The sequence below is a fragment of the Proteiniphilum saccharofermentans genome, from assembly GCF_900095135.1.
In the GTDB taxonomy this organism is placed as follows: domain Bacteria; phylum Bacteroidota; class Bacteroidia; order Bacteroidales; family Dysgonomonadaceae; genus Proteiniphilum; species Proteiniphilum saccharofermentans.
Genome location: NZ_LT605205.1, coordinates 1,087,978 through 1,112,669, shown reverse-complemented (window position 1 = coordinate 1,112,669; position 24,692 = coordinate 1,087,978). Strand labels below are relative to the sequence as shown.

The following is a 24,692-nucleotide window of genomic DNA, read 5'->3' as shown; positions in this document are numbered from 1 at the left end:
ATGAAAAGTATTGTTAGATTCATTGTTTTATCACTGGCAGCCATATCAATCTCATGTACACCACCGAAGACTACCACCAACTATTATTTCGATGCTATAAATGGCAACGATTCCAATTCCGGTACAAAACCCGGAGATCCATTGAAAAGTCTGAGTAAGTTGGGGGATATTGCGGTAAAACCGGGTGATAGTATATTGCTTAAATCGGGATCTGTTTTTACTGATAAATTATATTTTTCAGGGAAGGGAGAAGCAGGTAAACCCATTGTAATAGGTAAATACGGAGGAGAAGCAATGCCTCATATAAAAGGAGATGCTACTTCTCTGGAAATGGTACATATTTTTAATAGTGAACATATCATCATTCGCGACCTTGAAATATCGAACAAAGGAGAGAAAATCCGTCCACATCTTAGTGGATTACTGATTGAATTATATAATTACGGTAAGGCTGAGAATATTACTATTGATAATCTTTTTATCCATGACGTATATGGTTCACTTATAAAGGGAGAAGGACATGTGCATGAAGACGCAGGTGGCGGACAAGCCATGATGTTAAGGAATTTCAAGGATGACGGAACAGACTCTGTTCTTTCTTATTTCGATGGACTATTCGTGCACAACTGCTTAATAAAAGACTCGCAACGTAATGGCATTGTGATGTGGGGTAACTGGATAAGGAAACAATGGTTGCCCAACCTGAACGTCGTCATCCGTAATAATATAATAGACGGTGTTCCCGGTGATGGTATTGTTCCTACGGCTTGTGACGGTGCAATAGTGGAATACAATGTGATGAGGAATTGTCCTCCCACTCTCCCTGCCACTGAGGCTTGCGACGGAATATGGCCATTTTCAAGTGACAATACTATTGTACAGTACAATATTGTGGATGGGCATAAATCACAAACGGACGGCTATAGTTACGATTCGGACTATAATTGTAATAATACTCAATTCCGGTATAATCTGAGTAGCAACAGTGAAGGAGGTTTTCTTTTACTTTGCAACTCGGGTGGATGGCCGGAAGAGTGGAGTGTTGGGAATAATGGAACAGTTGTGGAATATAATATCAGTATAAATGATGGTATCAGAAAACACATAGTAACTGAAAAGAAAACAGAATATTATTCTCCGATCATACATATTACAGGACCAACACGTAACAGCAGAATAGAAAAAAATATTTTCTATGTCTGCAAAAAAGAATTGCCCGAAATGGATAAACGAATTATCCATTCCGACGATTGGCGCGGATATGCCGATAGTACATTCTTTCGTAACAATTATATTTTTGTGGAAGAACCAACTATAGCGTTTGAGACAACAAAATCGACAAACAATTTTATAGAGGCCAATCTTTATGTCGGACCGTTGAAATATAGCGGGGAGGGTTTCAAAAAACATGCGGGAAAATTTAATAGAACTTTATGGTATGATGCAGAAGATGAAAATTGGAGCAAATTGATAGAGTTTGTAAAGGACAAAAAAGTTATGTTGAATGAAAAAGAAATTCCAGTATTAGAAATTATTGGGTATAACTAACTTTAAAAGGAACCAATAAATGAAACGTATTATTTCCATACTTTTTGTTCTTATCGTACCCCTGTTCCTTTTTGCACAGGAATATATCCATTATACCACTATCGACGGTTTATCGGGTACAGACGTTACAGCCATTTGTGAAAACGAAAACTATCTTTGGATAGCCACAAATGACGGATTAAATCGTTTTGACGGCCGGGAATTTAAAGTATATAGAAATAATAGTACTTCCCATAATTGCCTTACGGAAAATAATATCGAAACACTGATGTTCGATTCCCGGGGATTACTATGGATCGGGTTCAAAACAGGGGGAGCGGATATTTTTAATCCCCGTGAAAATAAGTTCACCCATATCAGCGAAATTACAGATGATTACCCCCAAAGGATAATTTCTATCTATGAAGATTCGCAAAATAATATCTGGCTCGGAAGTTGGGAAGACGGTCTTTATCAGTTAGAACCTACCGATGACAGTGGACTGTTATACAAAGTATCAAAACATTATCCGCAGAATATTATATCCGGCATTATAGAAAAACCGACGGGAAAGCTTTGGATCGGAACCTATTTCGGCTACTTCTTATATGATATTAAAAAACGGGAAGATATAAATATAGAAAGGAATCATTACGCCATCACCCAATTCCTTGATACCGGCGAACCAAATAGTTTGTGGTTTTCCACATGGACAAACGGATTGCATACACTGGAATGGGACGAAGATACTTTTTCTGTAACGGAAAGAGCAGTAAACAGTGATGTGAAGGATGTATATCGAATTTTTTCTACGGCAGACAATCAGTTTTATCTGGGTACATGGGGCGACGGTGTAAAAAAAATAAATCTGAAACACGGCCCGTCAGTTATTCCTCTAAAAACGGATGCACCCGTGATTATGTCCTTCTTTCAGGACCGGTATAATAAAATCTGGATGGGCACATATGGAAACGGACTGTATCGCTTGGATAATGAAAACCGGGGTATCACAGGACTTTCCCCTATCAACAGAAATGGTTTTTCAGCTGTTTATACACTTCGCTATTTTGGTGATAACTATATGCTTGTAGGGACACAGGGAGACGGACTTTTCCTTTATGACATCGATAAACAGGTTTTGTTGCCCAAGGAAATAAAAGGCACAGGAAATTCTTTTCATAATTACATCTTATCCTTATACAGTGACGACAAGCTGCTTATTGTCGGCAATGATGAAACGGGTATGATGTATACCTCGCTGCAAGAAGATGGTTACGCGGATTTCTCTTTAAAAAAATTCAGTGTCGACAACAATTTTGGCAAAGTAACATCCATATTCCGAGACAGTAAATCCCGTTTTTGGATTGGGACAAAACAGTTTGGACTCGTGTCAGTCAAATATGATTTTTCCAATGATATATTTACCGACTACGTTCATTATGATTCTTTTGGCATGGACGAAATAACCGGGTTTGCTGAGGCTTTTGACGGACAAATATGGGTCTCTTCCCATAGCGGTATTTATCTGTTCAATCCGTCTACCAATAAGATACAACAGTATGGTGACAGTATTTCGGAAATGGTCTACAGTCTTACTGACGACAAGAAGAATAAATGTTTGTGGCTGGGAACATCGTGCGGATTACGCAAACTTGATTATTCAGAGGTTGATAAAGTAGAAAATCCGTTTTCACCTGAGATGTTGCCCGATGGCGCCATCCGGAATGTGATTCTCGATGAATATGATAACCTGTGGTTCTCCATTTCGAGTCGTATATTTTGCTATGTGAACGCGAATCATGAATTGAAAGAAATAAATCCGGGAGCATTGAATAAACAGGTATTCTTTTCGTCTGCTCATTGCGAGATGAATAATAAACAATATATTGTATTCGGAGGGACGGAAAACCTTCTGCTTATTGACCCGCAAACTGTACTGAGTCAGCCTAACCACACCAAGATATTGCTCACAGAACTGCAGATAGACCATCAGATAGTGAATGTAGGGCAGAAAGTACATGGAAAAGTCATTCTTCACGAAGATACAGAGTATATAAACTCTCTTACCTTGTCATATTTATGTAAATGGATAAGCCTTTCTTTTACGGAAGTGGGATGGGATAATTACCAGAATAGCTACCAATATCAGATAAAAGGCTTTAGTGAAGAATGGCAACATCTTGATATTTCGAAACCGATCACATTCTCACGATTACCTGCGGGAGATTATACGTTGCTGATTCGTTCCAACGGTGAATCGTTGACTGAAAAAAATGAGCCCTTCTGGAGTCTGCATATTTCCATATCGCCTCCATGGTGGCAGACAAATCTATTCTATCTGATATTATCAGCGGTAATATTGCTTATATTGTTCTGCTTATCCCGCTATACGAAGAATTATTACAAAAAACGCCAGCTTCAACGGCTCGAAGAAATAGAAAAGAAAAAGAAGGAAGAGCTACTCAAGGAAAAAGAAAGTTTTTTTGCAGGATTATCGCATGACTTGTTAACGCCTTTCTCTCTGATTATTGCCCCTGTTAAAGATTTAATGAGGGACAGGAATATGAATGAAGACCAGCAGGAAAAACTTGAAATTATATCCAAAAATGCTACTTTCTTATCCGATATATTCAATACCATCCTCGATTTCAAACGGGCGGAATTGATAGATACTGAGGTGAAAGAAAAGAACGTGGAACTCATCTCTTTTATCCGTATAATAGTCAATGCGTTCGATTATCTCGCTAAATCCAACGGGATAGAGTTATCATATAAGCCCGATGTTACTACACTGTTTGTGTCTATTGATACCATCAAACTTGAACGGGTTTTGTATAACTTAATAAGCAACGCTCTTAAGTTTACAAAAGAAGGAGGCAGGGTAGAGGTGATACTTAATTATAATAAATCGGCTGGAGTTTTTTATATAATGATCAATGATACCGGGATTGGTATCAATGAACAAAATCGCAACAAGGTTTTCGAGAAATTTTACCAGGAAGGAAAAGTCGCTAATACACAAGGCCTCGGCTTAGGTCTATATACTGCAAAAAAATTTATTCATCTGATGGGTGGAGATATAAATGTAGATTCGGCGCCGGAAAAAGGTACGACGATTACTATCAATCTGCCTGCAAAAATAGCAGAAACGGTAGAACCTGTTTTTGAAGATAAAGAAGATACTGATACGAATAATTTGTTTACTATTTTACTGGTTGAGGACAATGATCAATTGCGGGATTATCTGAAAAATAAGTTATCGACACACTTTGAAGTCGGGTTAGCCTCTAATGGTGTTGAGGCTTTAGAATTTATTAAAAATAACCTGCCTGAAATAGTGATTTCAGATGTGATGATGCCCGAAATGGATGGGTTTACTCTCTGTTCCACAATTAAGAACACACCGATGTATTCGGATATACTTGTTATTCTGCTTTCGGCCAAAGCTTCAACAGAAGATGAAATGCAGGGCTATAAGGCAGGAGCGGATTTTTATATTAAGAAACCTTTTGATGCTGATATACTGATAAACCAAATGGTAAATGTGTATGCTACCCGCCAGCAACACAGAAAACAGATCATTGCAGATTTACTTTCACCTCAGAATGAAAATTCCCAATTACAGCCAAAGGATGACTTTCTGCAACGTGCTATACGGGTAATCGAAGAACATCTGATGGATGAGAATTTTAAACTGGACGAATTTGCTTCTGAAATGAACCTGAGCAAAACAGTTTTGCATCGTAAGTTTAAATTAATCATCGGCGAAACTCCGAATATCTTTATCCGTAATATCCGGTTAAAGAAGGCGGCCAATATGTTAAAAGAGACTGAACTTTCCGTGTCGGAAATAGCCTACCTTTCCGGCTTTAATCAAGCCCATTATTTCATCAAATGTTTTAAAGATCTATATAAAACTACCCCAAAAAATTTCAGGATACAAAATAAAGGCAAATAAAATAATCAAACATGAATCTAAATAATTTCATACGATTATTTTATTTCGGTGTATGGAACTCGCTATATTGACTACGTCGATTACTTCGTAATTCATGTTCACGGATGAGAAAGGTTCTCATGCTCGTTTCACAAAGAGAAGTAATACCCTTTTTGAAGCAACTGATCGTATTTCTCCTTGTTGAATTTATAATAGAAGGCTCCGCGTTTAGAAGTTGATTTATCTTTGTCACCCTGTTTCTCGAGTATATCCATTTCCAGTATCCTTTTACGAAAATTGCGTTTATCCAGTGTAGTCTGATAAATGGCTTCGTACAAAGATTGCAATTGCGGTAAGGTGAACTTTTCGGGGAGCAGATTAAAACCTAATGGCTGGGTAGCTGCTTTTCTTCTCAGTATTTCTATTGTATCCTCCAGCATCTGATTATGATCGAAGATCAATTTACCTACCTTATCCAGTTCCTCCCAGCGGGCGTTATGTTTTTTACACAGTTCCTCATCGAATAATTCAAGGTTTATAAGGGCATAATAAGCGACAGAGATCACACGCTCACCTTCGTCACGGTGGATACTTCCATATGTGCCCACCTGTTCCATATAAACATCCTTAATGCCGGTATATTCATATAGTACGCGCGAAACAGTATCCTCGAGATTTTCGTCAGAACGCAGGAATCCTCCCATCAGGGTATCCTGGTTTTTCAACGGCTCGAATTTTCGTTTCGAGATCAATAAATACAATTTCCCTTTTTTAAAGCCAAGTATTATACAATCGACCGATAGTAAAAACTTCTCTTGTTCTATATAAAACGGCGCCATTAAAAATATCTCCTTTTTTGTGTTTTGCGCAAAGGTACAATATATTTCACCAATCTCCTGTATTTGAATATATGTAATACCACTGCATACGATTATCATGAAAAGATCATCTTGATATAATAACCTTAGTATGAGGTAAAAATGAATATCTTCAATTTTATGTTTTTAAACATAAAAAAATAAGTGTACGTTATTACACTTATTATTAACTTTGTCACAATAAATCTATTTCATTAAGCGAGAGAAAATAATAGTATTTTATCATCATGAAGAAATTATTGACTTTATTATTAACGATTTGCCTGTTTCAGTATATTTCTGCCAATGATTTCATTATAGTGAGTCCGGATAAGAATCTGCAGGTTTCGGTTTTTCTGAAAGAAGGAACTTTGAATTACAATGTAAACTATAAAGGGAAAGTTATTCTGGAAGATTCTCCGATGGGAATGATCACCAATGTAAGTGACTTCAGCAAGGATCTGGTATTTATAGAGAAAAGGGATCAGGTTGTCAATAAAACATACAGTGAGCCTAAGATTAAGAAAAGCCATGTGGAATACCTGGCAAACGAAGTGGTCTATACCTATCAGACACCGCAGGAAGAAAAGATTACCGTTACTTTTCGGGTCAGCAACAACGATATCGCGTTCAAATACGCATTAGCTCAAAATGGTGAGACAGCCCGCTGCATCATTGAAAAGGAATTGACGGGATTCAAATTTCCGCAACAGACCACTACATTTCTCACACCTCAGGCAACACCCATGACCGGTTGGATGCGCACCAAACCGAGTTACGAAGAGGAGTATATACCCGATGAACCGGTCGGCACGCCTTCAAAATATGGTGTAGGATATACTTTTCCGGGATTGTTCCATGTGGGGGATAACGGTTGGGCGTTAATCTCAGAAACCGGTGTCAGCAGTCTGTACTGCGGATCAAAACTGAGTGAAGGAACAAAAGAGGGGCTTTACACAATTGCCTTTCCGGAGGAGGGTGAGAATAACGGTATCGGCAGTGCCAAACCGGCGATTTCATTGCCGGGTGAAACACCCTGGCGTACAATTACGGTGGGTGACAATTTGAAACCGATCGTTGAAACCACTATTGCGTTCGACGTAGTGGAACCATTATATGAGCCTTCAAAAGAATACGGGTTTGGACGTTCTACATGGAGTTGGTTGCTTTGGCAGGACGGAAGTATCAACTACGAAGACCAGAAGACATTCATCGATCTCTCTTCTGAATTGGGGTATGAACTGGTACTGATAGATAACTGGTGGGATACCCGCATAGGTCGTGAAAAGATAGAAGAACTGGCGCAGTATGCTGCTTCTAAAAATGTAGGTATTTGCCTGTGGTATAACTCTAACGGATTCTGGAGCGATGCTCCACAAGGACCGAAAAACAGGATGAACACTTCCGTAGCCCGCAAGAAAGAGATGGCCTGGCTAAAAAGTATCGGTGCGAAAGGGATAAAGGTGGATTTCTTTGGCGGCGACAAGCAGGAAACCATGAAGTTATACGAAGATATCCTGTCGGATGCCAACGATTACGGTCTGGCGGTGATCTTCCACGGGTGTACATTACCGCGGGGATGGGAACGGATGTATCCGAACTTCGCAGGAAGTGAAGCAGTGCTAGCTTCCGAAAATCTGATCTTCACCCAACATGCCAATGATACCGAAGCCTATAACGCAACCTTGCATCCGTTTATCCGGAACAGTGTGGCGTCCATGGATTTCGGGCCGGTTTTACTGAACAAGCGTCACAACCGTAATAACGACGGAGGAACCGAACGCAGGACAACAGAAACATTCCAGTTGGCCACAGCCATACTCTTTCAGACGCCCGTGCAGAATTTCGGTATTACCCCCAACAACCTGGTCGAATATCCCCCGTTCGTTATCGATTTTATGAAAGAGGTGCCCACCCTCTGGGATGAGACAGTGTTTATCGACGGTTATCCCGGGAAGTATGTAATACTGGCCCGTCGTTACGCCGAGCAGTGGTATGTGGCAGCCATCAATGCCGAAAAAGAAATAAAGAAACTGAAGGTGAAACTTCCGATGTTCTCTGATACGAAAGTGAATATATATTCCGACAGAAAAGACCGTTCTCCGCAATTGGAACAGGTAAATATTGAAAAGAGCGGTGAAATCACATTGGAAATACAATCCGGCAGTGGAATGATATTGAAAAATTAAAGAAGTATCCCTGATACATGAAGCGCCAGTTATTATCTGTATGCCTGTTGCTCCCTCTCTCCCTCCATGCACAGCATTTACAATTGTCCGGAGACAATTGTAATATCTCTTATCTCACTATGGAAGATGGGCTATTGCATAATTATATAGATGATATCTACAAGGACAGCAGAGGTTTTATCTGGCTTTCTACCGGGGGCGGATTGTCAAGATATGATGGTTTTTCCTTTACGAATTACCAGATGGAAACTTCTCCGGTTACACTGAAGGGGAATTCTGTACACAGGGTGTACGAAGATAATTTCAACAGATTGTGGATCGCATCTGACGGCGGATTGGATATTCTGGATCTTGAGAATTCAGAGTTGGTGAATTTGTTCGAAGAGATTGATCCTGAAATGACAGCATTTCTGAAAAATCCGGTAAAAAATATCATAAAAGACAATAAAGGAAATATCTGGCTTTTATCAGGATATATCTATAAAATACATTTCAATCAAAAGGGAGGGATAGCTGATATATTCAGGCTTCCTGAAAATTTGCAATCGGTACGCTATATAGCGATGAACGATGTGGACGGAGACGGTAATATCTGGGCGGGATATAACGATAACATATATAAACTATACACCCATAATAATCATAATTTGAGAGCGGTTCCCATATCAAAAAACCTGAAATTCAGGAGTAACAGTATCCTGACGAAATTTCTTCCCGACAAGAATGAAGTCTGGATCGGAACCGTACACGGTTTGTACAGATACTACAGGAATGAAGACGCTGTAAAGGTTTATGAGAATAATCCTTTGGACCTCACCTCCTTATCCCATAATTATATTTCTGATCTGGCATTAACCGAAACCAATCAGGTAATAATCGGAACATTGAAGGGAATAAACATCTATAACCCTATGACAGATGGTTTTGAACAGGTGTTCTCCGAAAGTTCCGGCAGCATAAACGGACTCAACAGTAATTTTATCAGTCGGATCTATTATGACGGGAATAGTCTATGGTGCGGTACTGAAACCGGTGGGGTCAATAAGATCAATTCCAACACATTGGACATAAAAAGCTATTCCCATAGGAACAATGAAAGAGGAAGCATTTCACAAAATCCGGTCAATGTCATATTAGAAGACGAAAAACAGAACCTGTGGGTTGGTACTGTTGAAGGAGGATTGAATCTGAAGAAGGAGGGAGAGGAAACATTCTCTCATTTCACGGACTCTTCTTCTACCCGTCTCAGCCATAATTCCGTAAGTGCTTTAAGTATTGATAATAAAAGCCGGCTATGGGTAGGTACCTGGGGATATGGTATTTCGGTTATTGATAAAGATAATCCGTTTAAACCCTCATCCATCTATATCAACTCCGGTAAATACCCCGAACTCCTGATCGACCTGATCGGCGGTCTTTTTTATGATGATATCAACAATGTCATGTGGATTGGCTCTAATCAGGGATTATACTTCTATGATCTGGATAACGACAAATTAATTATTCCGGCTCCCATTGATACTTTTGCCAATATCCAGGGTATTATCGGGATGGCTGTAGATAATAAGGGATTTTTATGGGTAGGAAGCCAGGAAGGTGTGTATGCGATTGACCTGAACAGTAGAAACCACAACCAATTCGGTTTTCACCATTACAGATATAAACTGGATAATCCGCAATCTTTTTTGGTCGAAAAGATTACAAGCTTCTGTCTCGACTCTGACAATGTGCTCTGGCTTGGAAGCGACGGTTTCGGCTTTTATAAAAGAATTGAGAACGGCGACGGAACTTATTCGTTTCAATCGTACAATATCGCAGACGGATTGGCGAACAATAGTGTTAAAGGTATATTGGAAGACGATTTCGGGAATTTATGGATCAGTACCAGCCATGGACTCTCTTGTTTTAACAGGGAAGAGGAGAGTTTTATCAATTTTTTCAGGAATGACGGGATCGAAAATAATCAATTCTACTGGAATGCTTATCATAAAGCCAAAAACGGCACACTATATTTCGGGACTTTAAGCGGATTGATAGCGCTCAACCCGGCACTTATGAAACCTCAACCAGTAAATTACAGGGTGACCTTAACTGATTTTTATCTGGAAAATGAAAAGATCTACCCCGGGAAGATCATTGAAAAAGATATTTCCCGGATAAATAAAATTGTTTTGCATGAGAAGTATAAATCCTTTTCAATTGATTTCTCTGCCCTGAACTTTACTACCACGCCCAATTTTGTATACGCATACCGGCTGGCAGGATATGAAGAGAAATGGATTGAACTGGCGCAAAATATGCATTCCGCGAGATATATGAATCTGCCTCCGGGAAATTATACTTTCCAGGTAAAGTATGTACCGAAAAATCAAATCGACCTGGGAGAGATCACTGAATTGCAAATTTATATCAGACCCTATTTCTATAAAACAACATGGTTTGCACTGATTGTCCTGGCTCTGCTTATTTCAGCTTTTCTCCTATGGTATTTTCGTCATATAAGATCTTACGAAGCACAACAGAGAGCTCTTGAGCAGATTGTGGAAGAACGTACCAAAGAGTTGGAATTGCAAAAAGAAACATTGGTTGAACAGAAGAGAGAATTATCCCAACAAAATCTGATCCTGAGTCAGCAAAATAAAAAGATCACCCAACAAAAAAACCAATTGATAAAAATGTCCCGCAAAGTACACAGAATGCACGTGGACAAACTGGAATTTTTTACCAATATTTCCCATGAATTCCGGACTCCGATCACGTTAATCATAGGACCGGCACAACGTGCCATACGATTGAGTTCCGATCCGTATGTGATTGAACAACTGAATTATGTGGAAAGAAATTCCAGATACCTGTTGAGTCTTGTGAATCAGTTAATGGATTTTCAAAAAGTGGAATCGAAAAAGATTGAGATAACATTTGCTAAAGATAATTTTCTGCATTCCATAGAGTCAATACTCTCCTCTTTTGAACCACAGGTACAGGATCGGGATATATCCCTGCTGAGACGGTTTTCACTGTCCGACCCGCTGTTTTTTTTCGACAGTGAATCACTGCATAAAATATTGATAAATCTCTTGTCGAATGCTATCAAATATACCCCGAATGGAGGCAATATAACTGTCTATGTAAGGCCAGTCCATGACAGGAAAACAGACGAAGAAAAATTATACATTGCTGTAAAGGATTCAGGAGCAGGTATCCCGGAAGAAGATCTGGGAAAAATTTTCAAGCGCTTTTATCAATCCCGCCATCGCACCATATTTCCGGTATATGGGCAAAGTAGTACAGGGATCGGGTTATATCTGTGCAAACAGCTTATCCAACTCTTAGGGGGATCTATATGGGTTAAAAATAATAAAAAAGCGGGATGTACATTCCGGATCCTTCTCCCGCTATACAGATCAAACCCGCAATCGGGCGGGACAGACCATCAAATGGTCGATAAACGCGGTGATTCCGAAACAGGGCAATCGACAGAAAAACAGAAAAACAAACAGAAAGGGAGATTGACGTTTTTAGTGGTCGAAGACAATCACGATATGAGAAATTACATCTGTTCTATCCTTTCCTCCAGCTATAATACACTCAAAGCCACCCATGGCGTTGAAGCGCTTACAATACTCGACAGCCATCATGTCGATTTTATCATCAGCGATCTGATGATGCCGGAGATGGATGGCATAGAACTGTCGAAAAGGGTGAAAGAGAAGATGTCCACCTCACATATCCCCTTCCTGATGCTTACAGCCAAATCATCTGAAACAGCCCAGCTCGATAGCTACCGTGTGGGTGTGGATTCCTATATTATAAAACCATTCGATGAGGAGATGCTGATAACCCGTATCAGGAATATCCTGAAGGCACGGCAACGCTATCAGCAATTGTTCTCCGAAAAGATGAGTACTGATATTTTAGAGATGGATGAGGAGTCGAATGATAAAAAGTTTATGGATCGCGTATTAGAGGTGATGAAGGATAATTATCAGAATCCGGATTTCTCGGCAGGAGATTTTGTAAAAGCAATGGGAATGAGTAAATCTCTTCTCAATAACAAACTGAATGCACTAAGTGGCAGATCATCAGGGGAATTCATAAGGGTTTACAGACTCAATATAGCTTACAGCCAGATCCTCCATAATAAGAAAACAAAGAATAAAAACATTTCAGATATAGCTTATGATGTGGGATTCAACGATCCGAAATATTTTACCCGTTGCTTTTCCAGACATTTCAACATAACTCCAAGTAAATTAATCGATAATGATGAAGATAAACCGTAAAAAAACTGTTATTTCCTGTTTTAAGCTGAATTTCCTCTTTAAATGGTCATTTGTCCACCTTAGGAGGTCACTGGCTTTTTATTTTTGTGATATCTATATACGATCTCACTTAGGATTAAGAATTATGCGATGTAATAATTACTAATCAGATTGACAATATAGGTAATAAAATAATAAGTATTAACTTTACGCTTATTTGTCTGTTATCTGAAAAATGACTATTGCCGTGTTCTGTAAACGAGACCTTTATGACTTATATCTTACATAAAATCAGATGAACATAAACAATAAAAAAGCAGAGACTCATGAAATCAAAAAGAACATTCCAAGTGGCACTACTACTGCTTATCGGTAGTATATCAATCTCGGCCCAGAACCGATTGATCATCGAGGCCGACCGTGGACAGAACACCATCAACCGGCATATCTACGGCCACTTTTCCGAACATCTGGGACGCTGTATTTATGGCGGCTATTGGGTAGGTGAAGACTCGTCAGTTCCCAATACACGCGGTATCCGTAACGATGTGGTGCAGGCACTGAAAGATATCCGTATTCCCAACCTTCGCTGGCCGGGTGGTTGCTTTGCCGACGAATATCATTGGATGGACGGTATAGGTCCCCGTGAGGATCGCCCTAAAATGATCAATACCCATTGGGGAGGAGTTGTGGAAGATAACAGTTTCGGTACGCACGAATTTCTCGACCTGTGCGAACAACTCGACGCAGAACCCTATATCAGCGGAAATGTAGGCAGCGGCACAGTAGAGGAGATGTCGAAATGGATCGAATATATCACTTTCGATGGTGAAAGCCCAATGGCTAATTTGCGGCGCAAGAACGGTCGTGAAGAACCTTGGAAAGTGAAATTCTGGGGTGTCGGGAACGAAAGCTGGGGTTGCGGCGGTAATATGACGCCTGACTACTATTCCGACCTGTATCGCCATTACGCCACCTATTGCCGCAATTACGGCGACAATCGTCTTTACCGCATTGCCTGCGGTGCTAACGGGGGTGATTATAACTGGACGGAGACTGTGATGAAGAACGCTGCCCGCCATATGCAGGGCTTATCACTGCATTACTATACTGTACCCAGGAATTGGGGTGATAAAGGTTCGGCAACCAATTTTGATGAAAAGGAATATTTCACTACTATCGAAAAAACACTGTTCATGGACGAACTGATCACCAAACATTCGGCCATCATGGACCGTTACGACCCGCAAAAGAGAGTAGGAATGATTATTGATGAATGGGGCACATGGTATAATGTGGAGCCCGGTACTAACCCTGGTTTTCTCTATCAGCAGAACACCTTGCGCGATGCCATCGTAGCGGGTATCAACCTGAACATTTTCAACAACCACAGTGAGCGGGTACAGATGGCCAATCTGGCCCAGACAGTGAACGTGCTGCAGGCTGTGATACTTACCGACGAGGAAAAGATGATACTTACTCCTACTTACTGGGTGTTCCATCTCTACAAGGTACATCAGGATGCGACGCTTTTGCCCATTTCCTTTACCAGCAATAAGTACCGCCAGGGTGACAAAGAGATAGACGCGGTAAGCGTTTCCGCTTCTAAAAATGCCGGGGGTAAAATTCATATCACGCTGGTAAATGCCGATCCTAACAATGAACAACGTATCTCAACACAGTTGGTTGGTGCATCGGCAAAGAAGGTGAGTGGCAAAATGCTTACTTCCGCAAAAATAAACGATTACAATTCTTTTGAACAACCGTCTAAAGTAACAGTGAGTGACTTCAAAGGCGCTTCGCTCTCCAATAGTGGTCTTTCGGTGGTATTGCCGCCTAAATCGGTGGTATTGATCGAACTTCAATAAATTATACAACTAAATCCTCGACTGACGATATTTTGTGACCCATTATAGCTCTCATTCGCTAAAAGAGTAGAACTCGTTTCACTCAGACAGCTACTCTTTTTACGCTCCTTGCAAGCTATGGGTTCCCACAAAATATCTAAATGTCTCCGCTTTAGTGGTATATATACGAAACTTCTATAAATAAGAGTAGACAATGAGCATACAAGAACTGAAACAGCAGGTATTCCAGGCTAACCTGGATCTGGTAAAACACGGTCTGGTGATCTTTACCTGGGGAAACGTAAGCGGTATCGACCGGGAAAAAGGATGGGTCGTTATCAAACCCTCCGGGGTGTCGTATGACGACATGAAAGCCGAAGATATGGTAGTAGTGGATATGGACGGCAACATAGTGGAAGGTAATCTGAAACCTTCGTCCGATACACCTACTCATCTGGAATTATACAAGGCATTCCCTTCCATAGGTGGGATAGTACATACCCATTCGACTTATGCTACGGCATGGGCACAAGCCGGATGTGACATCCCCAACATCGGCACCACCCATGCCGATTACTTCAGCGGAAATATCCCCTGTACGCGTGATATGACCGAACCTGAGGTGAAAGGCGAGTATGAAAAAGAAACAGGTACCGTCATTATCGAGCGTTTCAGTGAACTCAACCCGGCTCATATTCCCGGTGTACTGGTGAAAAATCACGGACCTTTCTCCTGGGGAAAGGATCCGCACGAAGCAGTTCATAATGCCGTCGTAATGGAACAGGTGGCGAAAATGGCTTTTATCGCCTATCAGGTCAACCCGAACCTCACCATGAACGAATTGCTTATCCAAAAGCATTTTTTCAGGAAACACGGGCCCGGTGCGTATTACGGACAGAAATAATATTTCAGATTCAAAATTCAAGATTCAAAATTCAAGATTTCATAACTCTTAATTCTTAATTTTTAATTCATAACTCATAAACGTTCAATATTATGCAATTCAAAGATCAGGAAGTATGGTTTGTTACAGGAGCACAACTCCTGTACGGGGGCGACGCGGTAGTAACCGTCAATGCCCATTCGGAAGAAATGGTCAAAGGGCTGAATGACGCGGGACTACTCCCCGTAAAAGTGGTTTATAAAGGAACTGCCAATTCATCGCCCGAAGTGGAGAAAATATTCAAAGAAGCCAATACGGATGAAAAATGTATCGGTGTGATCACCTGGATGCACACTTTTTCTCCTGCCAAGATGTGGATCAGAGGTTTACAAAATTTCAGGAAACCGTTAATGCATCTCCATACCCAGTTTAACAAGGAGATACCCTGGAATGAGATCGACATGGATTTCATGAACCTGAACCAGTCAGCACACGGCGATCGTGAATTTGGACATATTACAAGCCGTTTGCGAATGCCCCGCAAGGTTTTGGTTGGCTATTGGAAAGATGAAGAGACGCTGCGGAAAATTGCGTCATGGATGCGGGTTTGTGCCGGTTGGGCTGACGCTCAAGGGATGTTGATCATCCGCTTTGGAGATAATATGAACAATGTGGCTGTAACGGACGGAGACAAGGTAGAAGCGGAAATACGTCTGGGATACCATGTCGACAATGCACCTATCGCAACCCTGGTTCCGTATGTGGAAGCAGTTACAGATGACGAAATCGATGCCCTTGTTTCCGAATATGCACAAATATACGACTTTGCTGACGATTGCAGGAAAGGCGCCGAAAAACATCAGTTTGTACGCGATGCCGCAGCACAGGAAATAGGATTGCGCCGTTTCCTCCAGGATAAGGGTGCCAAAGCCTTTACAACCAGCTTTAACGAGCTGGAAGGCATGAAACAGTTGATGGGATTCGCTTCTCAACGACTGATGGCCGAAGGCTATGGATTTGGTGCTGAAGGCGACTGGAAAACTGCTGCCCTTGTACGTACCATGTGGGTAATGGGGCAGGGTTTACCCGGTGGACAATCGTTCCTCGAAGATTATACCCTGAATTTCGATGGGGAGAACAGTACCATCCTGCAATCGCATATGCTCGAGATCAATCCCGATATTACAGGAACCAAACCACGCATTGAAGTGCATTTCCTTGGGATAGGTGATGCCCGTACCTGTGCCCGTCTGGTATTCCAGGCGCATGAAGGGAAAGGGGTGGCTGCCACTATCGTGGATATGGGTAACCGATTCCGCATGATTGTCAATGAGGTGGAAGTGGTAAAACCGCAAGCTTTACCCAAATTGCCGGTTGCCTGCGCATTATGGAAGCCAATGCCTAACCTGGAGGTCGGAGCCGGTGCATGGATATTGGCCGGAGGAACGCATCACACCAGTTTCTCTTTTTCAGTGACCACCGAAATGCTGGAAGATTATGCCGAAATAGCCGGTATCGAGCTGGTTACTATCGATAAAGATACAACTATCAACAACTTCAAGTTCGAACTTAAAGTCAATGAAGTTTACTATTTATTGAATAAAGCGCTGCAGTAAAAATAATTAATTTCCAATCTATGGAGAGAAATACCTTCTTTCTTCCATTTGTATTTTTCCTCTTTGTTTTTTTACCGCAGGGTAAAGCTGCAGACCAATTACCGGAAAGGATCGGAGTACATGACCCGGTAATGGCCAAACAAGACGATACCTACTACCTCTTCACTACAGGTAGGGGTATCGCTGTCTGGTCATCGACCGACATGAAAACATGGAAACGGGAGAAACCGGTATTTGCAGAAGCACCTCAGTGGGCTGTCGATGCTGTACCTACTTACCGGGGACATACCTGGGCACCGGATATCAGCTACCATAACGGATTGTATTATCTCTACTATTCGGTATCAGCCTTTGGGAAAAATACATCCTGCATGGGCGTGGTGACCAACAAGACGCTTCATCCCGATGATCCCGATTTTGAGTGGGTAGATCACGGAGCCGTTATCTGCTCTACGCCCGATGTCGATAATTGGAATGCAATCGATCCCAATCTTATTTTTGATGAAAACGGAGTTCCTTACCTGTTTTTCGGTTCGTTCTGGGATGGACTGCAGATGGTCAGGCTTACCGATGACCTCAAATCCTGCTATTCGGGTGAAGAGCCGGTTACCATTGCCTCACGCAAAAAAGAGAGACGACAGGAGAATCCGCCGGCAATCGATAACAATCCGGTGGATGCCGGAGGAAATGCGATAGAAGCTCCTTTTGTTTTCAGGAAAGACAACCACTACTATCTGTTTGCATCCATAGACTATTGTTGTAAGGGAGTGGAAAGTACCTACAAGATGATATACGGAAGGTCAGACAAGATCGATGGGCCCTATTATGACAAAGAGGGAAAAGATCTCCTTTTTGGTGGGGGGACAATCCTGATGGAAGGGGATGAAAACTGGCATGGTGTGGGACATAATGCGGTCGTCAGTTTCGACGGTGAAGATTATCTTGTATTCCATGGATACGATGCTAACGACGAAGGGCGGTCCAAACTGCGTATTTTCCGGCTCTCATGGGATCAGAGCCAGTGGCCCGGCGTAGAAGAGGCCATCTACTAAAATGGGTTGCTAAACCGGCCCCTAATTCAACACTTCAGTAGTGAATAAATCAGACAAAACAAACTAAAAATAAAAAGGATAAGAAGAGATGAGTAAATACGTCATAGGATTAGATTACGGCACGGACTCATGTCGTGCCATCATTGCCGATGCCTTGAGCGGTAAGGAAATATCTACCGCGGTGAAATATTATCCGCGTTGGAAACAGGGGAAGTATTGTGATCCCAAGACCAACCGTTACCGTCAGCATCCGCTTGATTATATAGAAGTACTGGAAGGATGCATCCGGGAAGCATTGTCAAAAGCTCCTGCGGGCATTGCCGAAAATGTGACAGGTATGGCATTCGATACTACAGGATCGACACCCGTGCTGATCGACGAAAAAGGTGTTCCTCTGGCTTTACGGCCTGAGTTCGCCGAAAACCCCAATGCGATGTTCGTTCTCTGGAAAGACCATACCTCCATAAAAGAGGCGGCCGAAGTAAACGAACTGGCAAAGAAATGGGAAATTGATTATACCGCCTATGAAGGAGGTATTTATTCCTCCGAATGGGTATGGGCCAAGATGCTGCATATTCTGCGTGAAGATGAGCAGATAAGGAAAGCGGCTTATTCATGGGCTGAACACTGTGACTGGATGCCTGCGCTGATCACCGGGAACTCCAAACCGGAAACGATGCCGAGAAGCCGTTGCGCTGCAGGACATAAAGCGATGTGGCATGCTTCGTGGGACGGACTGCCTTCCGAAGAGTTCCTGACGGCGCTGGATCCGCTGCTTGCCGGCTTCCGTTCACGTTTGTATCAAGAGACCTACCCTAGCAATGTAAAAGTGGGGTACCTGACTTCCGAGTGGGCCGAACGGCTGGGATTGACTACCAACGTGGCCGTGGCCGTGGGAGCGTTCGACTGCCACATGGGTGCTGTAGGAGCACAGATCAAGCCGGGAGATTTCGTACGTGTGATCGGTACGTCTACCTGCGATATCATGGCGGTGCCTTATGAGGAAATCGGCGACAAATTGATCCCGGGTATCTGCGGACAAGTAGACGGATCGGTGATCCCCGGAATGGTCGGGCTGGAGGCCGGACAATCGGGCTTCGGAGATATTTATGCCTGGTTCAAACAGGTATTGGAATGGCCACTCAAACAGCTCGTCACCAAATCGAATCTGCTGGATATGGAAACAAAAGAAAAACTGATTACAGAAATTACAGATGCGATCATCCCCGAACTGACTAAGGAAGCTGAAAAAGTGCCGGTGGGCGAAAGCACCCTTATCGCTACCGACTGGATGAACGGACGCCGTACACCTGATGCCAATCAACTGTTGACAGGTTCTATTTGTGGATTGACGTTGGGAAGCACCGCACCCCTGATCTTCAGGGCACTGGTAGAAGCAACTGCTTACGGTTCCAAAGCGATCGTCGATCGTTTTCTGGAAAATGGTGTCGAGATCAAAGAAGTGATCGGTATAGGCGGTATCTCTTTAAAATCTCCTTTTGTGATGCAGACATTATCCGATGTGTTGGGTATGCCGATCAAAGTGGCAAAGACCGAGCAGGCATGCGCCTTCGGAGCCGCCATGTTCGCAGCCGTTGCAGCAGGTGTATATGAGAAAGTGGAGGATGCCCAGGATGCGATGGGACAGGGATTTGCTTTCGAATACCATCCGAACGGTGAAAATCACGCCATATATATGGAGTTGTATAAGAAATACCAACAAATCGGCAAGTTCACTGAAAACTAACTGTTTCGTCAATCGAATATATACTTTTAAAAAACATCTTATGAATTGGAATTCACATGAATTTATTTGGCTGGATTGGGCAATTATCATTATTGGAATTTTAGCGGTAACATGGGCTGTATGGCGTTCTATACAGAAAGATAAACGTTCGCAACAAGGTCCTGACAGTGAAGATTACCTGTTTGGTAAAGGTGAGCCATGGTATATTATTGGTGCGGCTATCTTTGCCGCCAATATCGGTTCGGAACACCTGGTAGGCCTTGCCGGTACCGGTGCAAAGGCAGGAGTCGGTATGGCACACTGGGAAATGCAGGGATGGATGATACTCATCTTAGGGTGGCTTTTTGTACCCTTCTATCAACTGTTGAATATTAAGATGGGAAAGATCATCACAATGCCCGATTTCCTTAAATACCGCTACACACCTACAACCGGTTCGTGGCTCTCTATCATTACACTTATAGCCTATGTGCTGACAAAAGTGAGTGTCACGGCATTCACCGGTGGTATCTTTATGCAAAGCCTTCTTGGCTTGCCTTTCTGGTTCGGGGCTATCGGCCTGATCGTTTTAACAGGGATCTTTACCGTCCTGGGTGGGATGAAAGGGGTGATGACGCTGTCGGCAATTCAAACACCTATACTGATCCTCGGTTCGTTCCTTGTGTTGTTCCTCGGATTGTCGGCACTTGGAGGCGGCAATATTGCTGAAGGTTGGACTGCAATGATTGAACATGCCAAAACGCTGAACGTAGGAGAAGATGGCGTCGCATACGGTACCAACCGTATGTTCCATTTCAATACAGGCGACCCGTTATATGATGATTATCCCGGTTTTTGGGTATTTATCGGGGCATCGATCATCGGTTTTTGGTATTGGTGTACTGACCAGCACATCGTTCAACGTGTCCTTGGACAACGTAAGGGCGAACCTGCTGACGTAGTGATGAAACGTGCACGCAGAGGAACCATTGCTGCGGGTTATTTCAAATTGTTGCCTGTATTTATGTTTTTGATACCGGGGATGGTAGCCGCTGCATTGGCAGCACGTCCCGATAGCGGTTTCTCGTTAAGCGACCCTGATACCGCTTTTGGTTCCATGGTCAAGTTTGTATTGCCGGCCGGTGTAAAAGGGATTGTTACCATAGGCTTTATATCTGCGTTGGTTGCCTCTTTGGCGGCTTTCTTCAATTCTTGTGCCACGCTGTTTACAGAAGACTTTTACAAACCGATGTTCAAAAATAAAAGCGAAGCTACCTACGTTCTGGTAGGCCGCATCGCCACAGTCGTGGTTGTGATACTGGGTATTGTATGGATACCTATCATGATGAGTCTCGGCAGCCTTTACGATTATCTGCAAGGTATTCAGTCGCTCCTCGCTCCCGCAATGGTGGCTGTATTTGCGTTGGGTATATTTTCCAAGAGAATTACACCAAAAGCCGGAGAGGCAGGGATGATCGTAGGCTTTATTATCGGAATGGTACGCCTGCTGACCAATATTTTTACCAATACAGGGAAAGATGTGATGACAGGCTGGTTTTGGGAAAATACCACATGGTTCTGGCAGACCAACTGGCTTATCTTCGAGGTATGGCTGCTCGTATTTATCATGGGGATGATGGTTGTAGTATCATTTTTCACCCCGAAACCAACTGCTAAGCAAATTGAAGCGATCACTTTCACAGGCGATTACAAAGCACTTATCAGAAAAAGCTGGAATAAGTGGGATGTGATTGCTTCCCTTGGGGTAGTGGCTCTTTGTGCGTTATTTTATATTTATTTCTGGTAAAAACTCTTTTATCGACAAGCGGATATCCTATCCGGATTCCGCTTGTTTTTTCCACTTAACTTCGCATGTGAATCTGGAACCCGTTTTAGTTGTATACATTCTCAATTTACATGCGAAAGCTGAATCAAATTATTTATAAAAACCGTTCTGTAATGATAGTAATCGAGAAAAAAAGTAAAGCTTTAAAGATATTTTTTTCCCTGAGCATATTGCTATTCAATATTCTCTTTTTAAGAGCCAATGAACCCGATTCAGCATATATTTTTGCTTATGGTGATGAGAACGGAGGGGGATTGTATTTCGCATGGAGTATCGATCAGGATAACTGGCATACTATCGGCAACAAATACCCCTTTCTGAGATCTGACTACGGCAGATGGGGTTCTCAGAAAAGGATGTACGACCCGTTCCTGTTTCAGGCATCTGATGGGCAATGGCACTCCGTCTGGAGTCTGAATGATACGGATGGAGCCGTCGCTCATGCCGCCTCTTCCGATCTGGTATATTGGAAACCACAATCTTATCCGGTATTGATGCCCCATGGGAACTGCCTGAGACCTGAAATTTCCTGCGATGTGCAAAGAAAAGAATTTCATATTCTCTGGCATAGCGATAAACCCGAACAAGGACTGTTTCACAGTTTTACCGGCGATTTCAAGCATTACTCGCCCGCTGCAAGAAATGACCAATTCGAAAGTGCCAGAAGGGATGTTTCCATCGCAGGCAGGCAACAGACCGGCACGCTCCATCACGTTTCATGGGCGGTGATCGACAGACTTATCCGGGCGCAGAGGCTGTCTGCTTATAAGCAGATTTTAAATGAGGAAAGAGTAGAGATGGATCCCGGTCAGTTCAAGGAACCTGTCACTATTTCTATTTCACCGGATATCCGGAAAAAGAAATCGATCAGCGATTTATTGATCGGTATCTTTTATGAGGATATCAACTATGCTGCCGACGGAGGATTGTATGCCGAATTGGTGCAAAACCGCGGCTTCGAATATGCCTTGAGTGATAAGGAAGGCCGGGATAAGAACTGGAATAACCGTACTGCCTGGTCGGTAATCAATACCGACACTTTTTTAATCGATACGGCCTCCCCTATTCATGCCAACAATAAACATTATGCCGTTTTACAGATTGAGAAAACAGGAGTTGCACTCGTCAATGAAGGATTTAACGGTATTCCGGTGAAAGCAGGTGAAAAATATGATCTCTCCCTGTTTGCCCGTAGTCCTGAGAAAACAAGAGGCCGGATTTTAGTGCGGCTCACCGGAAAAAACGGTGAAATATACGGAGAAACTACTACACGTACAATCAGTACCGACTGGAAGAAACTGGAAGCTGTTATTACGGCAACCCGCACTGCCAACGACGCCCGTATTGAAGTGATACCGCAACAAACGGGCCGGGTAGACCTGGATATGGTCTCCCTTTTCCCACAGAAAACGTTCAAAGGACGCGAAAACGGATTAAGAGCCGACCTGGCGCAAGCGCTGGCCGACCTGAAACCCCGCTTCATGCGTTTTCCGGGCGGGTGTGTAGCTCATGGCGACGGGATCGGAAATATCTATCGCTGGGAGAACACCATCGGGCCGCTTGAAGCACGAAAACCGCAACGCAATCTTTGGGGGTATCATCAGTCGTTCGGACTGGGTTATTTTGAATATTTCCAGTTCTGTGAAGATATTGGTGCCGAACCTATCCCTGTTGTGGCGGCAGGTGTTCCCTGCCAGAACTCTGCACACCATGGATGTGTGATCGGTGGACAGCAAGGTGGTATCCCCATGGAAGAGATGGATGAATATATTCAATCCGTTTTGAATCTGATTGAATATGCCAACGGAGATGCAAAATCCGAATGGGGTAGAAAAAGAGCGGAAGCCGGCCATCCGAAGCCTTTCAACCTGAAGTATATCGGAGTCGGTAATGAAGACCTGATCTCCGATATTTTTGTGGAAAGGTTTACGATGATATATAATGCCATTAAGGCTAAGTATCCTGAAATAACGGTGATCGGAACGGCCGGTCCTTTCAGCGAAGGGTCTGATTATGTGGAAGGTTGGAATCTGGCAACCGAACTGGGGCTTGCCCTGGTCGACGAACATTATTACCAGCCGCCCGGATGGTATCTCAACAATCAGGATTATTACGACCGGTACGACCGCTCAAAAGCCAAAGTATACCTGGGTGAATACGCAGCACATGTTCCCGGACGCCATAACAATCTCGAAACGGCGCTCTGCGAAGCATTGCACCTGGTCAATATCGAACGGAACGGCGATATTGTGGAGATGACGTCTTATGCTCCATTACTGGCAAAAGAAGGATTTACGCAATGGAACCCCGATCTCATCTATTTCAACAACACGGAGGTGAAACCGACCGTCGGTTATTATGTGCAGAAATTGTTCGGACACCATTCCGGAAATGAATACATTTCCAGCAATATCGTTCGTTCGGATAACCGGGAAGATATCAGAAAACGAGTTGCGTCCTCTTTTGTAATAGATACCCAGACCAATGACCTGATCATTAAACTGGTGAATTTATTGCCTGTCCCCGTTTCTTCTTCGATTGACCTGTCGGACATAAAGATAGCCGACAGCCAGTCAGACTTAACAGTAATGAAAGGTAAACCGGACGATAAAACTGTCAGACCCGAAGAATCAAAACTGACCGTTTCCGGGCAACTCGAATATGAATTGCCGGCTTATTCTTTTTCGATTATTCGTGTAAAGACGAATATATAGATTATTCAAGTTCCGCATGTGATTTTGAACTGTATGCAACTAAAGCGGAGACCTTGAGATATTTTGTGGGAACCCATAGCTCGTGATGAGCGTAAAAAGTGAGAGCTATAATGGGTCACAAAATATCGACAGACGGTAGCTTCAGTTGCAATAGTACGACTTACAAAACATAAAAGATTATTAAACTGAGATTTTATTCTTGCAGAAAAGAGGATAAATCTTTCAATGACTAATTT

12 protein-coding genes are annotated in these 24,692 nt (G+C 42.6%); 11 read left to right on the top strand and 1 reads right to left on the bottom strand.

Annotated features, from left to right (window positions below):
* Together PSM36_RS04465 and PSM36_RS04460 are read left to right on the top strand one after the other, a co-directional pair.
* Nucleotides 1-1,548, top strand: coding sequence for a right-handed parallel beta-helix repeat-containing protein (locus PSM36_RS04465; RefSeq protein WP_076929222.1), 1,548 nt, complete (start codon nt 1-3; stop codon nt 1,546-1,548).
* 19 nt (nt 1,549-1,567) lie between these two features.
* Nucleotides 1,568-5,485: a hybrid sensor histidine kinase/response regulator transcription factor gene (locus PSM36_RS04460; protein WP_076929220.1), complete on the top strand. Its 3,918-nt coding sequence runs from the start codon at nt 1,568-1,570 to the stop codon at nt 5,483-5,485.
* A 128-nt stretch (nt 5,486-5,613) separates the two neighbouring features.
* Here PSM36_RS04460 and PSM36_RS04455 read toward each other — a convergent pair whose 3' ends face one another.
* Nucleotides 5,614-6,303, bottom strand: coding sequence for an NUDIX hydrolase (locus tag PSM36_RS04455; protein ID WP_076929218.1), 690 nt, complete (start codon nt 6,301-6,303; stop codon nt 5,614-5,616).
* A 266-nt stretch (nt 6,304-6,569) separates the two neighbouring features.
* On the opposite strand from PSM36_RS04455, the gene PSM36_RS04450 reads away from it, so the two are divergent.
* The 9 genes from PSM36_RS04450 (at nt 6,570) to PSM36_RS04410 (ending at nt 24,456) form a co-directional block, all read left to right on the top strand.
* Nucleotides 6,570-8,510, top strand: coding sequence for a glycoside hydrolase family 97 protein (locus tag PSM36_RS04450; RefSeq protein ID WP_076929216.1), 1,941 nt, complete (start codon nt 6,570-6,572; stop codon nt 8,508-8,510).
* A gap of 17 nt (nt 8,511-8,527) precedes the next feature.
* Nucleotides 8,528-12,793 (top strand): two-component regulator propeller domain-containing protein, encoded by a 4,266-nt coding sequence (locus tag PSM36_RS04445; protein WP_076929214.1) that lies wholly within the window; start codon nt 8,528-8,530, stop codon nt 12,791-12,793.
* Between the two features lie 305 nt (nt 12,794-13,098).
* Nucleotides 13,099-14,640 carry an alpha-N-arabinofuranosidase gene (locus PSM36_RS04440; RefSeq protein WP_173823118.1) on the top strand — a complete coding sequence of 514 codons (1,542 nt, stop codon included), beginning with the start codon at nt 13,099-13,101 and terminating at the stop codon, nt 14,638-14,640.
* A 193-nt stretch (nt 14,641-14,833) separates the two neighbouring features.
* Nucleotides 14,834-15,523 carry an L-ribulose-5-phosphate 4-epimerase gene (araD, locus tag PSM36_RS04435; RefSeq protein WP_076929212.1) on the top strand — a complete coding sequence of 230 codons (690 nt, stop codon included), beginning with the start codon at nt 14,834-14,836 and terminating at the stop codon, nt 15,521-15,523.
* A 92-nt stretch (nt 15,524-15,615) separates the two neighbouring features.
* Entirely contained in the window at nt 15,616-17,118 is a 1,503-nt protein-coding gene (araA, locus tag PSM36_RS04430; RefSeq protein ID WP_019537837.1) for an L-arabinose isomerase, read from the top strand.
* A 20-nt stretch (nt 17,119-17,138) separates the two neighbouring features.
* Complete coding sequence (locus tag PSM36_RS04425; RefSeq protein ID WP_076929210.1) at nt 17,139-18,170, top strand: arabinan endo-1,5-alpha-L-arabinosidase; 1,032 nt, start codon at nt 17,139-17,141, stop codon at nt 18,168-18,170.
* A gap of 88 nt (nt 18,171-18,258) precedes the next feature.
* Nucleotides 18,259-19,917, top strand: a complete 1,659-nt coding sequence (locus PSM36_RS04420) for a ribulokinase (protein WP_076929208.1) — start codon at nt 18,259-18,261, stop codon at nt 19,915-19,917.
* Between the two features lie 40 nt (nt 19,918-19,957).
* On the top strand, nt 19,958-21,703 hold the full coding sequence (locus tag PSM36_RS04415; RefSeq protein WP_076929206.1) for a sodium:solute symporter: 1,746 nt from the start codon (nt 19,958-19,960) through the stop codon (nt 21,701-21,703).
* 152 nt (nt 21,704-21,855) lie between these two features.
* Complete coding sequence (locus PSM36_RS04410) at nt 21,856-24,456, top strand: alpha-L-arabinofuranosidase C-terminal domain-containing protein (protein WP_076929204.1); 2,601 nt, start codon at nt 21,856-21,858, stop codon at nt 24,454-24,456.
* Nucleotides 24,457-24,692: the final 236 nt, after the last annotated feature.